Source organism: Salinarimonas sp., from assembly GCF_040111675.1.
Classification (GTDB): Bacteria; Pseudomonadota; Alphaproteobacteria; order Rhizobiales; family Beijerinckiaceae; genus Salinarimonas.
The window spans coordinates 3449787-3463509 of sequence record NZ_CP157794.1 but is presented as its reverse complement, the minus strand read 5'-3'; the positions used below and the strand labels follow the sequence as shown (position 1 = coordinate 3463509).

Annotated in this window: 9 protein-coding genes; 3 read left to right on the top strand and 6 right to left on the bottom strand. The window is 73.4% G+C overall.

Features of this window, described 5'->3' with window-relative positions; genetic code table 11:
• Window positions 1–13 precede the first annotated feature (13 nt).
• Window positions 14–3010 carry an EAL domain-containing protein gene (locus tag ABL310_RS15940; protein WP_349367993.1) on the top strand — a complete coding sequence of 999 codons (2997 nt, stop codon included), beginning with the start codon at window positions 14–16 and terminating at the stop codon, window positions 3008–3010.
• Window positions 3011–3016: 6 nt separating this feature from the next.
• Here the strand turns inward: ABL310_RS15940 and ABL310_RS15935 are convergent, their stop codons facing one another.
• Window positions 3017–3370 carry a hypothetical protein gene (locus ABL310_RS15935; protein WP_349367992.1) on the bottom strand — a complete coding sequence of 118 codons (354 nt, stop codon included), beginning with the start codon at window positions 3368–3370 and terminating at the stop codon, window positions 3017–3019.
• Window positions 3371–3470: 100 nt separating this feature from the next.
• On the bottom strand, window positions 3471–5513 hold the full coding sequence (locus tag ABL310_RS15930; protein ID WP_349367991.1) for an elongation factor G: 2043 nt from the start codon (window positions 5511–5513) through the stop codon (window positions 3471–3473).
• 198 nt (window positions 5514–5711) lie between these two features.
• Here ABL310_RS15930 and ABL310_RS15925 point away from each other — a divergent pair, with 198 nt between their 5' ends.
• Window positions 5712–6932 (top strand): DNA glycosylase AlkZ-like family protein, encoded by a 1221-nt coding sequence (locus ABL310_RS15925; RefSeq protein ID WP_349367990.1) that lies wholly within the window; start codon window positions 5712–5714, stop codon window positions 6930–6932.
• 27 nt (window positions 6933–6959) lie between these two features.
• Here ABL310_RS15925 and hutU read toward each other — a convergent pair whose 3' ends face one another.
• Genes hutU through hutI form a run of 3 tightly spaced genes read right to left on the bottom strand, consistent with a single transcriptional unit; the run spans window position 6960 to window position 11427 of the window.
• Window positions 6960–8633 carry a urocanate hydratase gene (hutU, locus tag ABL310_RS15920; RefSeq protein ID WP_349367989.1) on the bottom strand — a complete coding sequence of 558 codons (1674 nt, stop codon included), beginning with the start codon at window positions 8631–8633 and terminating at the stop codon, window positions 6960–6962.
• A 17-nt stretch (window positions 8634–8650) separates the two neighbouring features.
• A complete protein-coding gene (hutH, locus tag ABL310_RS15915; protein ID WP_349367988.1) occupies window positions 8651–10180 on the bottom strand; it encodes a histidine ammonia-lyase in 1530 nt (509 codons plus the stop codon).
• The gene (gene hutI, locus ABL310_RS15910) at window positions 10177–11427 is read right to left on the bottom strand and encodes an imidazolonepropionase (RefSeq protein ID WP_349367987.1); all 1251 of its coding nucleotides are present in this window, start codon (window positions 11425–11427) and stop codon (window positions 10177–10179) included. Before hutI ends, hutH begins: the two co-directional genes overlap by 4 nt.
• An 80-nt stretch (window positions 11428–11507) precedes the next feature.
• Here hutI and ABL310_RS15905 point away from each other — a divergent pair, with 80 nt between their 5' ends.
• Entirely contained in the window at window positions 11508–12854 is a 1347-nt protein-coding gene (locus tag ABL310_RS15905) for a formimidoylglutamate deiminase (RefSeq protein WP_349367986.1), read from the top strand.
• A gap of 9 nt (window positions 12855–12863) precedes the next feature.
• On the opposite strand, the gene hutC is transcribed toward ABL310_RS15905, so the two are convergent.
• A complete protein-coding gene (gene hutC, locus ABL310_RS15900; RefSeq protein ID WP_349367985.1) occupies window positions 12864–13631 on the bottom strand; it encodes a histidine utilization repressor in 768 nt (255 codons plus the stop codon).
• Window positions 13632–13723 lie beyond the last annotated feature (92 nt).

Here is a 13723-nt window from a genome sequence, read left to right as displayed (position 1 = left end):
AGCAGGGGGCGACATGACTTCCTCGTCGGGCACCGAGAGCGCACGTCTCGCCGCATTGCGCGCCTTGGCGATCGTCGGCACCGCTCCGGAGCCGCATTTCGACGCGCTGTGCCGCTCGGCCGCGCGCCTGTTCCGGACGCCGATCGCGCTGGTCTCGCTGATGGAGGCGGATCGCCAATGGTTCAAGGCGCGCTGCGGGCTCGACGTCGACGGCACGGCGCGCGACGTCGCCTTCTGCCGCTTCACCATCCTGGGCGACGAGCCGTTCGTGATCGAGGACGCGTGGGCGGACGCGCGCTTTCGCGACAACCCGCTGGTGACGGGCGCGCCCCACATCCGCTTCTACGCCGGCGTGCCGCTCGTTCTCGAGCCCGATGTCAGGGTCGGCAGCCTGTGCGTCATCGACACGGTCCCGCGGCCCTTCGACGAGACGGATCGCGCCGCCCTGCGTGATCTCGGCGCGGCCGTCGTCGCGCAATTGCGCCTGCATCAAGCGCATCTGCGCCAGTCCCAGGACGCCGCGCTGCACGCCGCGCAACAGGCGGCGCTCGCCGAGAGCGAGGCCCGTTACCGCACACTCGCCGAGGCGCTGCCGCACAAGGTGTGGGTCTCGCGCAGCGACGGGACGGCGCTCTACGTCAACGAGCGCATGCGCGCCTATCACGGCGAGGAGGCGGCGACGCTCGACGCGCGGCTCGCCCTGCATCATCCGCGCGACCTCGCGCGCCTGACGCATGCGCGTCGCGAAGGGATCGCCGCCGGGAAGGCGTTCGAGGCGACCGCGCGGCTGCGCCGCCACGACGGCGCCTATCGCTGGCACACGCTGACCATGAGCCCGATCCGCTACGGCGCGGGCGGGGCGGTCGCCGAATGGCTGGGGACGTCGCTCGACATCGACGACCTCGTCAGGGACAAGGAGCGGCTCGTCGAGGCGACGCAGCTCCTGCACCTGGCGCAGGAAGCGGCGGAGGCGGGATCCTTCGAGTGGCGCGTCGCCGACAAGGAGGCGCGGCTCTCGCGCGACAGCCGGCGTCTGCTCGGCCTGCCGCAGGACGGCCCCGATCCGGTTTCCGAAGACGTGTTCTCGCGGCGGGTGGATCCGCGCGATATCGACGCGATCTGGTCGGCGGGGCGGCGATCGGTCGAGACCGGGGCGCCCTATCGCGTGGAGTTCCGCATACCGCTCGACGACGGCTCGACGCGCTGGATCATGGCGGTAGGGCGGCCCGTGCGCGACGCGGAGAGCGGGGCGCCGCGCATCCTCGGCCTCAACATCGACATCACCGAGCGCAAGCTCGCCGAGGAGGCGCTCGAGCGCTCGCAGGCGCTGCTTCGCGAGAGCGAGGAGCGCCTCGCCTTCGCGCTCGAGGCGACGAACGACGGCCTCTGGGACTGGAGCGTCGAGACCGGAACGGTCTGGTTCTCCGAGCGCTGGGCCACCATGCTCGGCTACGAGGCGGACGAGATCGCGCCGCACGTCTCGTCCTGGGAGCGTCTCGTCCATCCCGACGACATGCCGGCCGTCGAGGCCGCCCTCACGGCTAATTTCGAGGGGCGGGTCCCGATCTACGAATGCGAGCATCGCGTGCGCCACAAGGACGGGACCTGGCGCTGGATTCTCGACCGCGGCAAGGTCGTCGCGCGGGCCGACGACGGGCGGCCGCTGCGGATGGTGGGCACGCATACCGACATCACCGCGCGCAAGGAGGCCGAGCGCCGGGCCGAGCGCATGGCCCGTCACGACAGCCTCACCGACCTCGCCAACCGCGCCTGCTTCCGCGAGCGTCTGGACGACGCCCTCGCCCGCGCGCGAGACACCGGCGAGAGCGTGGCGCTGCTGTGCCTGGACCTCGACCGCTTCAAGACCGTCAACGACACGCTGGGCCACCCCGTGGGCGACGCGCTCCTGCGCGCCGTGGCCGGGCGGCTCGCCGGCCAGATCCGCGGCGGCGACCTGATCGCGCGCCTGGGCGGCGACGAGTTCGCGGTGCTCCAGATCGGCGCGGCGCAGCCGGAGGCTGCCCGCAGCCTCGCGCAGCGCCTCGTCGACGCGCTGTCGACGCCCGTTTCGGTCGCGGGCCGCGACCTCTCGGTGGGCCTTAGCGTCGGCGTCGCGCTCTCGCCGCAGGACGGGGTCGATGCGGACGCCTTGTTCAAGAACGCGGATCTCGCGCTCTACCGGGCGAAGGGGGAGGGGCGCTCGACCTTCCGCTTCTTCGAGGCGCAGATGGACGCCGCCGAGCGCTCGCGCCAGGAGCTCGAGATCGACCTGCGCCAGGCGATCGCGCGCGAGGAGCTCGACCTGCACTTCCAGCCGTCGCTCGACGTGACGACGGGCGCCATCACCGGCTTCGAGGCGCTCGCGCGCTGGACGCATCCCGAGCACGGGCCGATCCCGCCCGACCGCTTCATCCCGCTCGCCGAGGACACGAAGCTGATCTCGCCGCTGGGCGACTGGGTGCTGCGCCGCGCTTGCGCCGTCGCCGCGACCTGGCCGGCGCCGACGCGGGTCGCGGTGAACGTCTCCGCCGTGCAGTTCGACCGCGACGACCTGCCGGCCATCGTCGCCGACGCGCTCGCGCGCTCGGGCCTCTCCGCCGATCGGCTCGAGCTCGAGATCACCGAGACGGTGCTGATGCGCGAGAGCGAGGCCGTGGTCGAGACGCTCCACCGGCTGCGCCAGCTCGGCGTGCGCATCGCCCTCGACGATTTCGGCACGGGCTATTCGTCGCTCTCGTACCTGCGCCGCTTCGGCTTCGACCGCATCAAGATCGACCGTTCGTTCATCCGCGAGATGGACCATCCGGACACGGCGGCGATCGTGCGGGCCATGGTCGGGCTCGGCGCGCGGCTCGGCATCGCGATCACAGCGGAGGGGATCGAGACAAAGGCGCAGCTCGCCTGCGTCAAGGCCGAGGGATGCTCGGAGGCGCAGGGCTGGTTGATCGGCCGCCCCGCCCCCGCGGAGGCCGCCCGGGCGCTGCTGGAGGCGCGTCGCCGGGCGGCGTGAGGGGGATCATTCGTAGGTGAAGGTCACCACCTCGCAGACGTTGACCGCCTCGTCCACGATCTCGTCGCCGTCCTCGAACACGGCGCGGAAGTCGAACAGGCACTGGCCGGAGCCATCGTCGATGTCGATGTCGACGGAGTAGCCGCTCGGCAGCACGTCCGCGCCGAGGATGTCTTCCTCCCACGACGTCCGATCGACGTTGGAGGCGTAGAACTCCATCATGGTGTAGCCGGTGTCGTTGACGATCTCGACGACCCGGTTCTGGGCCTGCGCCGTGCCGGACATGGTGACGGCGGACACGGCGAGGAGCGCGAACGCGGCGAAGCCGGCGCGCGCGGTGGCGATGAGCTTGGACTGCACGGAGGTCATCCTGCCTGGACGGCGTCGGAGCGACGCCGCGGCCGAGCTTAGGGCCCGGCCGCGCAGCACAGAAGATCGGTAGATACGCCTATACGGCGACTCAGCTCGCGGCGCGTCCGATCACCGCCTGGGCGGGCTTCCCGGCGAGCTCGGCCAGGTGGTCGAAGCGCGCGCGGTAGGAGCCGACGCCGGCGGTGGAGGAGCGCAGCTCGACGATGAGCCCGTCCATCTCCGCCTCCGGCACCAGGGCCGAGAGCACGTCCCAGCCCTCCCAGCCGGGACGCGGCGCGTAGGACTGGATCTGCCCGCGGCGGCCCGACACGATCTGCGTCGCCTTCGAGATCGTGTCGGAGGGCGCGACGATCTCCACCGCCATCACCGGCTCGAGCAGCACCGATCCGGCCTTGGCCAGCGCCTCCACGACGGCGGCGCGGCCCGCGGCCTGGAAGGCGGCGTCCGACGAGTCGACGCTGTGGAAGCCGCCGTCGGTGAGCGTCACCGCGACGTCGACGACGGGGAAGCCGAGCGGCCCGTGCGCCAGAGCGGTGCGGGCCCCGGCCTCGACGGAGGGGATCCATTGCTTGGGCACCACGCCGCCGGTGATCGTGTCGGAGAAGGCGAAGCCCTCGCCGCGGGGCAGCGGCGCGACGGAGATCGCCACGTCCGCGAACTGACCGTGGCCGCCCGTCTGCTTCTTGTGCCGCGCCCGCGCGGCGACGGCGCTGCGGACCGTCTCGCGATAGGCTACGGCCGGCGGGCTCGCGTCGACGTCGAGGCCGAAGCGGCTCCTCAGCCGCTCCACCGCGAGGCGCAGATGCATCTCGCCCTGGCCGGCGAGGCGCAGTTCGCCCGTCTCGGGGTCCTGGCGCACGACGAGCGAGGGGTCCTCGTCGGCGAGCTTGGCGAGCGAGGTCGCGAGCTTCGCCTCGTCCTTGCGGTCGGCGACGTGGAGGACACGGACGTGGACCGGGTCCGGGGGAACGATCGTCGCGACGGTGGCGGGGCGCTCGCGCCCGGCCTGGAGGCTCTCGCCGGTCTCCACCGCGTCGAGCTTGGCGAAGGCGGCGAGGGCTCCCTCGCCGGCTTCCCCGATGCGGCGGGTGGCCTCGCCGCAGACGGTGGAGATGCCGGCGATGCGCCCGTCCGCGCCGCGGGAGGTGACGACGCCGTCGCCCTCCTTGAAGCGTCCGCGCAGGACGCGCGAGATCGACAGCTTGCCGCCGTGGCTGGTGTGGCGCGTCGCGACCACCTGGGCCAGCGCCGGCCCCTCCTCGGCGACGCCGAGCCGCGCGCGGGTCTCGGCGAGCCGCGGCGCCTCGTGGCGCAGCGCCTTGAGCAGGCGCGTGACGCCGTTGCCGCGCTCGGCCGAGCCGATCAGCACGGGGACGACGTGGCGCTCCCTCAGCTCGCGGGCGAGATCGTCGAAGACGCGGTCGCGCGGCGGCTCGATGTCCGAGAGGAGCTCCTCCATCAGCGCGTCGTCGTAGTCGGCGAGACGCTCCAGCATCTGGAAGCGGGCGTCGCGCACGTCCGGCGGGGCGGCGTCGGCGGCGTCGACCACCGTGCTCGGCGCGTGCTCGCGGTAGATGAAGGCGCGCTCGAGCGCGAGGTCGACGAAGCCGACGGCGATGCCGTCCTTCCAGATCGGGATCTGGCGGAGCAGGAGCGGGGTGCGCGAGGCCTGCTGCAGGAGCGCGAGCGTCTCGCGCACGCGCTGGGCGGCGGCGTCTATCTTGTTGAGGAAGAGGAAGCGCGGAATGTCCGCCTCCTCGAGCTCCCGCAGGATCAGCTCGAGCGCCGGGATCTTGCGCTCGTCGGCCTCGCAGACGACGATCGCCGCGTCGCAGGCGGGGAGCGCGGCGCGCATGTCCTGCGACAGCTCCACCGAGCCCGGGCAGTCGACGAAGGAGAAGCTCTCGCAGAGGAACTCGGCCGAGGCGACGTTCGGCTCGACGCTCATGGCGTGGCCGCGAGCCTCGCGGCTGGCGTCGCCGACGCTGGTGCCCGCGGCGACGGAGCCGGCACGCGGCACGGCGCCGGATCGCTCCAGCAGGCTCTCGAGCAGAGTGGTCTTGCCGGATTGGAAAGGGCCGACGATGGCGACGCAACGTGCCGCGCCGGCGACGGTTTCTCTGTCTGACATGGCTGCGACCTCCCGCGCATTCCGCCCCTTCGCGGACGACGCCTTCTCGCGGGCGCTTGCGTGGCTACCCATGCTCTGCGCGTCGCGGGCGCTTGGCAAGCCCCCCGTCACGCGACTTCGGACGGCGAGCGGCGGGGTTTATGCTCTCTCCGTTGCGATAGCGGGCGAATCAGCGGACGGCGAGGGGCGGCATAGGGAATGATCCGGATCGAGGCGGAGGCGGCGCGGCGGTTCGTCTGCGAGCGCCTGGGGCTCGCGGGCCCGCATTGGCGCGACGCGGCGCCGCTCGAGCGGCTCGGGATGGTGCAGATCGACACGATCCGCATCGCCGGCGGGCGCAATCACGAGCTCGCGCTCGCCGCGCGCGCCGACGTGCCGGTGCGCGCCTTCGACGACGCCGTGGCACGGACGTTCGTCGAGCAGCACTACCCCGTCCACTTCGTGCGCCGGGCCTGGACCCCGGCCTTCATGCGCGGCATGGCGCACCGCGCCGCCCGCTTCCGCATCGGGGATCTCGACGAGGCGGGCCACGGCGCCGTCGAGGCGCGCGTCCTCGCCCGCATCGCCGAGCACGGGCCGACGAAGTCGAGCGATTTCGAGAGCGCGCGCGTGCCGGGCGGCTTCGACACGCTCAAGGCGACGACGGTGGCGCTGGAGCGGCTCTACGGCGCCGGGCGCATCCAGGTCGCCGGCCGCACCCGGGCCTTCGAGCGGCTGTTCGATCTCACCGAGCGGCTCCATCCGGAGCTCGCGTCGCCCGAGCCCGCGCCCCTCTCCGACGTCGAGATCGCCGAGCAGGCCCGCGCCGCACTCGAGGTGCTGCGCCTCGCCACGCCGGACGCGCTCGTCGCGCGGGTGCAGCATCACGTCGGCCCCTGGCGCGCCGACGCCCGGCGCGAGCGCATCCGCGCCGCGGTGGCGGCCGCGCGGGAGGCGATCGGGGCCGTGCCGATCCCTGTCGTGATCGACGGCGAGCCTGTGGAGCATCTCGTCCTCGCGGAGGATCTCGACGCCCTGCGCGCTGCGTCCGAGGGCGATGCGCCGGCCCGCGACGAGCCGATGCGCATCGTCCCGCCCCTGGACAACCTCCTGTTCGACCGCGCCCGCTTCGAGCGCCTGTTCGGCCGGCGCTTCCTGTTCGAGGCCTACAAGCCCAGGCGCGAGCGGGCCTTCTACTTCGCCATGCCGCTGATCCACCGCGCCCGCTTCGCCGGCATCGTCGACCTGCGCCTCGTCGAGGGCCGCAAGCTGCTGGTGGACCGGCTCGAGCTCGCGGGCGACGAGAGCCTCGACGACCTGCGCGCCGCCCTCCACCGCCTCGCCGGCCTCGTCGGCGCCGAGCGCGTCGGCGCGCATCCGCGGATCCCGGCGCCGGTGCGCAAGGCGGTGATCGGCCGGGTGGCTCCCGTCGTGGATTGAGCGCCGCGCCCTGGACGCGAGCCACCGTCATCCTCCGAGAATGCCCGGCAGCCGCAGCCCATGCTCCCGGGCGCAATCGAGCGCCTCCTCGTATCCGGCGTCGGCGTGGCGCATGACGCCTGTGGCGGGGTCGTTCCACAGGACGCGGGCGATCCGCTTCGCCGCCGCCTCGGTGCCGTCGGCGCAGATCACCATGCCGGCATGCTGCGAGAAGCCCATGCCGACCCCGCCGCCGTGATGCAGCGACACCCAGGTCGCGCCGGACGCCGTGTTGAGCAGCGCGTTCAAGAGCGGCCAGTCGGAGACGGCGTCCGAGCCGTCCTTCATCGCCTCGGTCTCGCGGTTGGGCGAGGCGACGGAGCCCGAATCGAGGTGGTCGCGCCCGATGACGACCGGCGCCTTCAGCTCGCCGCTCGCCACCATCTCGTTGAAGGCGAGGCCGAGCTTGTCGCGCATGCCGAGCCCCACCCAGCAGATCCGCGCCGGCAGGCCCTGGAAGGCGATGCGCGCGCGGGCCATGTCGAGCCAATTGTGCAGGTGCGCGTCGCCCGGGGTGAGCTCCTTCACCTTCGCGTCGGTGCGGTGGATGTCCTCCGGGTCGCCCGAGAGCGCGGCCCAGCGGAAGGGGCCGATGCCGCGGCAGAAGAGCGGGCGAATATAGGCCGGCACGAAGCCCGGGAAGGCGAAGGCGTTCTCGAGCCCCTCCTCCTTGGCTACTTGGCGGATGTTGTTGCCGTAATCCAGCGTCGGCACGCCCGCGTTCCAGAAGGCCACCATCGCCTCGACATGCGTGCGCATCGACGCGCGCGCCGCGTGCTCGACGGCGGCGGGGTCGCTCTCGCGCTTCTCGCGCCACTCGGCGAGCGTCCAGCCGGCGGGGAGGTAGCCGTTGATCGGATCGTGCGCCGAGGTCTGGTCGGTGACGATGTCGGGGCGCACGCCCCGGCGCACGAGCTCGGGCACGATCTCGGCGGCGTTGCCGAGGAGGCCCACGGACCTGGCCTCGCCCGCCTTGGTCCAGCGCTCCACCATGGCGAGCGCCTCGTCGAGGCTGTCCGTCCTCTCGTCGAGGTAGCGGGTGCGCAGGCGGACGTCGATGCGGTCCGGGTCGCACTCGACGGCGAGGCAGGAGGCGCCCGCCATCACGGCGGCGAGCGGCTGCGCGCCGCCCATGCCGCCGAGGCCGGCGGTGAGGATCCAGCGGCCCGCCAGGCTCCCGCCGTAATGCTGGCGCCCGGCCTCGGCGAAGGTCTCGTAGGTGCCCTGCACGATCCCCTGCGTGCCGATGTAGATCCAAGAGCCGGCGGTCATCTGGCCGTACATGGCGAGCCCCTTGCGGTCGAGCTCGTTGAAATGGGCCCAGGTCGCCCAATGCGGCACGAGGTTGGAATTCGCGATCAGCACCCGCGGCGCGTCGGCGTGGGTGCGGAAGATCCCGACCGGCTTGCCGGACTGGACGAGCAGCGTCTCGTCGCCCTCGAGATCCGTCAGCGCCGCGACGATGGCGTCGAAATCGCCCCAGCTGCGGGCCGCGCGCCCGATGCCGCCGTAGACGACGAGCTCGTGCGGGTTTTCGGCCACCTCCGGGTCGAGGTTGTTCATCAGCATCCGAAGCGGCGCCTCGGTGAGCCAGCTCCTGGCCGTGAGCTGCGGGCCGCGGGGCGCGCGGACGATGCGGGCGTTGCGGCGCGGATCGGTCATCTCGGTCGTCCTCCCTCTCACAGGTCCGGCAGCACGTCGGTGGCGATCGCCGACGCGAGCGCGCCCGAGGCGACGAGGTCCGTCGCCGCCGCGATGTCGCCGGCCAGGGCGCGGTCGGCCTCGAGCGGCGGCGAGACGGCGCGGATCGCGGCGAGCGCGCGCACGAGCGCCGGGCTCGTCGAGAGCGGCGCGCGCAGCTCCACCCCTTGCGCCGCGCAGAGCGCCTCGATGGCGACGATGCCGTAGAGGTTCCGCGTCATCGCCAGGAGCCGCCGCGCGCCGTGGCAGGCCATCGAGACGTGGTCCTCCTGGTTGGCGGAGGTCGGCGTCGAGTCGATCGAGGCCGGGTGCGCCATCTGCTTGTTCTCGGACATCAGGGCCGCCGAGGTGACCTCGGCGATCATCAGCCCCGAATTCAGCCCCGGCGTGCGGGTGAGGAAGGCGGGCAGCCCATGGGAGAGGGCGGGGTCGACGAGGAGCGCGATCCGCCGCTGCGCGATCGCGCCGAGCTCGGCCACAGCGAGCGCGATCTGGTCGGCGGCGAAGGCCACGGGCTCCGCATGGAAGTTGCCGCCCGAGACGACGCTGTCGTCGGAGAGGACGAGCGGGTTGTCGGTCACCGCGTTCGCCTCGATCTCCAGCGTCGCGGCCGCGTGGCGCAGGAGATCGAGGCAGGCGCCGGCGACCTGCGGCTGGCAGCGGATGCAATAGGGGTCCTGAACCCGCTCGTCGCCCTCGCGATGCGCCTCGCGGATCCCCGAGCCGTCGAGCAGGGTGCGCAGCGCGACGCCGACGTCGATCTGCCCGCGGTGGCCGCGCAGGCGGTGGATCTCCTCGCGGAAGGGCGCCGGCGAGCCCATGGCGGCGTCGGTCGCGAGCGCACCGGTGACGAGCCCCGCCTGCAGGGCGCGGTGGGCGCGGAACAGCCCCGCCAGCGCCAGCGCGGTGGAGACCTGCGTGCCGTTGATCAGCGCGAGCCCCTCCTTCGCCGCGAGCCGCACCGGCTCGAGGCCGGCTCGCCGCAGCGCCTCGCCGCCGGGGAGCCGCTCGCCCGCGAGGACGGCCTCGCCCTCGCCGATCATCACGGCCGCCATGTGGGCGAGCGGCGCGAGGTCGCCGGAGGCGCCGACCGAGCCTTTCTCCGGCACGACCGGGATCACGCCGCGCGCGAGCATGCCCTCGATCAGCCGCACGAGATCGAGGCGAACGCCGGAGGCGCCGCGCCCGAGCGAGATCAGCTTGAGCGCCATGACGAGCCGCACGATTTCCGCCGGCAGCGGCGCGCCTGCGCCGCAGCAATGCGAGCGGATCAGGTTCTCCTGCAGGGTCGCGACGTCGGCGGCGTCGATGCGGATCGCGGCGAGCTTCCCGAAGCCGGTATTGACGCCGTAGACCGGGGCGTCGCCGGCCGCGATCGCGGCGATGCGCGCCGCCGAGCGGGCCATCGGCGCGTCGCAGGCGGGGTCGAGACGTACCGGGATCCCGAAGCGATAGACGTGCTCGAGGATCGCGAGCGGCACGGCGCCGGGTTCGAGCGTGACGGTCATGGCGCGATCTCCCGCCCGGCGACGATGCGGGCGTGCAGCGGGGTGAAGCCGATGCGATAGACGAGCTCGGCCGGGCTCTCGACGTCCCAGATCGCGAGATCCGCCGCCTTCCCGGCCTCGAGCGTGCCGATCTCGTCGAGCAGCCCGAGCGCGCGGGCCGCCTCGCGGGTGGCGCCGGCGAGGCACGCGTCGACGGGCAGCTCGAACAGCGTCGCGGCCATGTTCATCGCGAGGAGGAGCGAGGTCAGCGGCGAGGAGCCGGGATTGCAGTCGGTGGCGACGGCGATCGGCACGCCCGCCGCGCGCAGAGCCGCGACCGGCGGCTTCCTCGTCTCGCGCAGCGTGTAGAAAGCGCCGGGCAGGAGCACCGCCACCGTCCCCGCCCGCGCCATCGCCGCGATGCCGGCCTCGTCGAGATGCTCGAGGTGGTCGGCCGAGAGCGCGCCGTAGGACGCCGCGAGCGCCGCGCCACCGAGGTTCGAGAGCTGCTCGGCGTGGAGCTTCACCGGCAGGCCGAGCGCGCGCGCGGCGTCGAAGACGCGGGCGATCTCGGCGGGCGAGAAGGCGATGCCCTCGCAGAAGCCGTCGACGGCGTCGACGAGGCCCTCCGCGTGCGCCTGGGCGAGGCCGGGCAGCACGACCTCGTCGAGATAGGCGTCGTTGCGGCCCGCGTAGTCCGGCGGCGTCGCGTGCGCCGCCAGCCAGGACGTGACGACCCGCACGCGGCGGCGATCGTCGAGGGCGCGGGCGGCGCGGAGCATGGCGATCTCGCTCGCGCCGCTCAGCCCGTAGCCGGATTTCATCTCGATCGTGGTCACACCCTCGGCGAGCAGCGCGTCGAGCCGGGGGAGGGCGGCGGCGACGAGGCCCTCGACGTCGAGGGCGCGGGTGTCGCGCACGGTCGAGAGGATGCCGCCGCCGGCGCGGGCGATCTCCTCGTAGCTGGCGCCGTCCAGCCGCATGGCGAACTCGCGCGCACGGGTCCCGCCATGGACGATGTGGGTGTGGCAATCGACGAGGCCCGGCGTGATCCAGCGGCCGGCGCAGTCGACGACCTGCGCGCCATCCACGGCCTCGTCGGCGAGCGCGCTTGCCGGGCCGGCGAAGACGATCCGCCCGCTGCGGGCCAGAAGCGCGCCGTCCTCGATCGCGCCGATGCCGGGCAGGCCGGGAGCGAAGGTGGCGAGCCGCGCGTTGCGCCACAGGCGCGGGGCGGCGTCGACGGGGCGTTCGCGCTTGTCGATCATGGTGGCGCTCCTCGTCTTTACATGTATAGACATTTGGCCGATGCTGGCAAGCGCGTTCGAGAACAACGCGGGAGACGGGCATGACGACGACCATCCACGCGCGCGCGGCGCTCACACCGGAGGGTTGGCGCGAGGACGTGCGCATCACGTGCGCCGCCCGGGTCGTCGGATCGATCGAGGTCGGCGCGGCGCCGCAGCCGGGAGACGAACGCTGCGTCGTCGCCGTCCCCGGCACGCCGAACCTGCACAGCCACGCCTTCCAGCGCGCCATGGCCGGCCGCGCCCAGGCGGCAGGCGCGACGGCCGACAGCTTCTGGACATGGCGCGTCGCCATGTACGACCTCGCGCTGAGGATGACGCCCGACGACGTCGAGGCCGTGGCGGCGCGCGCCTACGCGGAGATGCTGGAGGCCGGCTACACTCGCGTCGGCGAGTTCCATTACCTCCACCACGATCGCGACGGCCGCGCCTATGCCGACATCGCCGAGCTGGCGGCGCGGGTTTGCGCCGCGAGCGCGCAGACCGGGATCGGCATGACGCTGCTGCCGGTCTTCTACGCCCATTCCGACTTCGGCGGTGCGCCGCCCGCCCCGGAGCAGCGCCGCTTCGTCTGCGACCGCGACCTGTTCGCGGCGCTGCTGGAGGCCTGCCGCGGCCTCGTCCGCGCGCTCGAAGGCGGCCGGCTCGGCGTCGCGCCGCACAGCCTGCGGGCGGTCTCGGCAGACGAGCTCGCCCACCTCGTCGGACTCGCGGGGGAGGGGCCGATCCACATCCACGTCGCCGAGCAGGTGCGGGAGGTCGAGGCCTGCCTCGCCGCGACCGGCGCGCGACCGGTGGCTTGGCTCCTCGACAACGCCCCCGTCGACGCCCGCTGGTGCCTCGTCCACGCCACGCACATGGACGCGCAGGAGACCGAGCGGCTCGCGCGGTCGGGCGCCGTCGCCGGCCTGTGCCCGGTCACGGAAGCGGATCTCGGCGACGGCGTCTTTCCCGCGCGCGCCTACCGCGCCGCCGGCGGACGGTTCGGGATCGGCACGGACTCGCACGTGCGGATCACGCTCCCCGGCGAGCTGCGGCAGCTGGAATACGCGCAGCGCCTGACGGAGCGCGCCCGCAACGTGCTCGCCCCGCCCGGCGGCTCGACGGGACGGGCCGTGCTCGACGCCGCCGGCGCGGGCGGCGCGGCGGCGCTCGACGTGCGCAACGGGCTCGCGCCGGGCGCGCCGGCGGACGTGGTGGCGCTCGGGGGCGAGGCCACGGGTCGGCTCGCGGAGGACGGGTTCCTCGACGCCTGGATCTTCGCCCGCGGCGTCGCGGTCGACCGGGTGTGGGCGCGCGGGCGTCTCGTCGTGCGCGACGGCCGGCACGTCGCCCGAGACGTCATCGACCGGCGCTTCGCCGCCGCCATGCGCGCGCTCGCCGGATGAGGCGGCGGCTCAGCCGCCGCCGACGCGGCGTCGATCCGCCAGGGCGTATCGGTCGCCCGGATAGGTGAGGCGGTTCACCGTCGCGACCATCGGGCCGGACCAGGTGCGGCGGCGCAGCAGCAGGACAGGCGCCCCGGCGGGGATCCCGAACGCCTCCGCCGCGACCGGATCGGCCCCGGTCGCGGTGACGACGTGCTCGACCTCGGTGAGCGGGGCGTGCGCTTGGATGTGGTCGTGCGCGGTGATCCGGCTGAAATCGTGCTCGAGATAGCCCGGCGCCGCCGCCGGATGGACGAAGCGCTCCTCGACCTGCACCGGCGCGCCGTCCTCGGCGTGAACCACGACCGAGTGGTAGACACGCGCGGGCGCGCCCGGCCCGAAGAGCGGCGTGATCTCCGGCGGCGGGGCGATCTCCTCGAGCGCGATCACGCGGCAGGAATGGATGCCGCCGCGAGCGCGAATCTCGCTGGCGATATCGCGCACCTCCATCACCGGCGAGCGCGGCTGGGGGCGCGCGACGAAGGTGCCGACGCCCTGCACGCGGGTGAGCACGCCGGCGGCCGAGAGCTCCCGCAGCGCGCGGTGCACGGTCATGCGCGAGATCCCGAGCGCCGCGACGAGCTCGTGCTCCGAGGGCAGCCGCGCGTCCGGCGCGAAGGCGCCCGTGGCGATGTTCTCGAGAACGTAGCTCTTCACGCGATCGTAGAGAGGTCCTGCCGCCTCCGGCAGCATCGTGGTGGCGGGCGTCGTGGTCCTGCGCCGGACGGCTCGCCTCACGATCGGGTCCCTTCTGTCATGATTCCACGGCGTCAGTTTCGCTCGGCATGTGCGGACATGTCCAGGCAGGCGATCCCGTGCGCCGAGGGACA

Excerpts from the sequence above, each read along its gene's own strand:
- ABL310_RS15930 (WP_349367991.1), bottom strand. The coding sequence starts at position 5,513 with ATGTCAGACAGAGAAACCGTCGCCGGCGCGGCACGTTGCGTCGCCATC.
- ABL310_RS15905 (WP_349367986.1), top strand. The coding sequence starts at position 11,508 with ATGACGACGACCATCCACGCGCGCGCGGCGCTCACACCGGAGGGTTGG.
- hutU (WP_349367989.1), bottom strand. The coding sequence starts at position 8,633 with ATGACCGATCCGCGCCGCAACGCCCGCATCGTCCGCGCGCCCCGCGGC.
- ABL310_RS15940 (WP_349367993.1), top strand. The coding sequence starts at position 14 with ATGACTTCCTCGTCGGGCACCGAGAGCGCACGTCTCGCCGCATTGCGC.
- hutH (WP_349367988.1), bottom strand. The coding sequence starts at position 10,180 with ATGACCGTCACGCTCGAACCCGGCGCCGTGCCGCTCGCGATCCTCGAG.
- hutI (WP_349367987.1), bottom strand. The coding sequence starts at position 11,427 with ATGATCGACAAGCGCGAACGCCCCGTCGACGCCGCCCCGCGCCTGTGG.
- ABL310_RS15925 (WP_349367990.1), top strand. The coding sequence starts at position 5,712 with ATGATCCGGATCGAGGCGGAGGCGGCGCGGCGGTTCGTCTGCGAGCGC.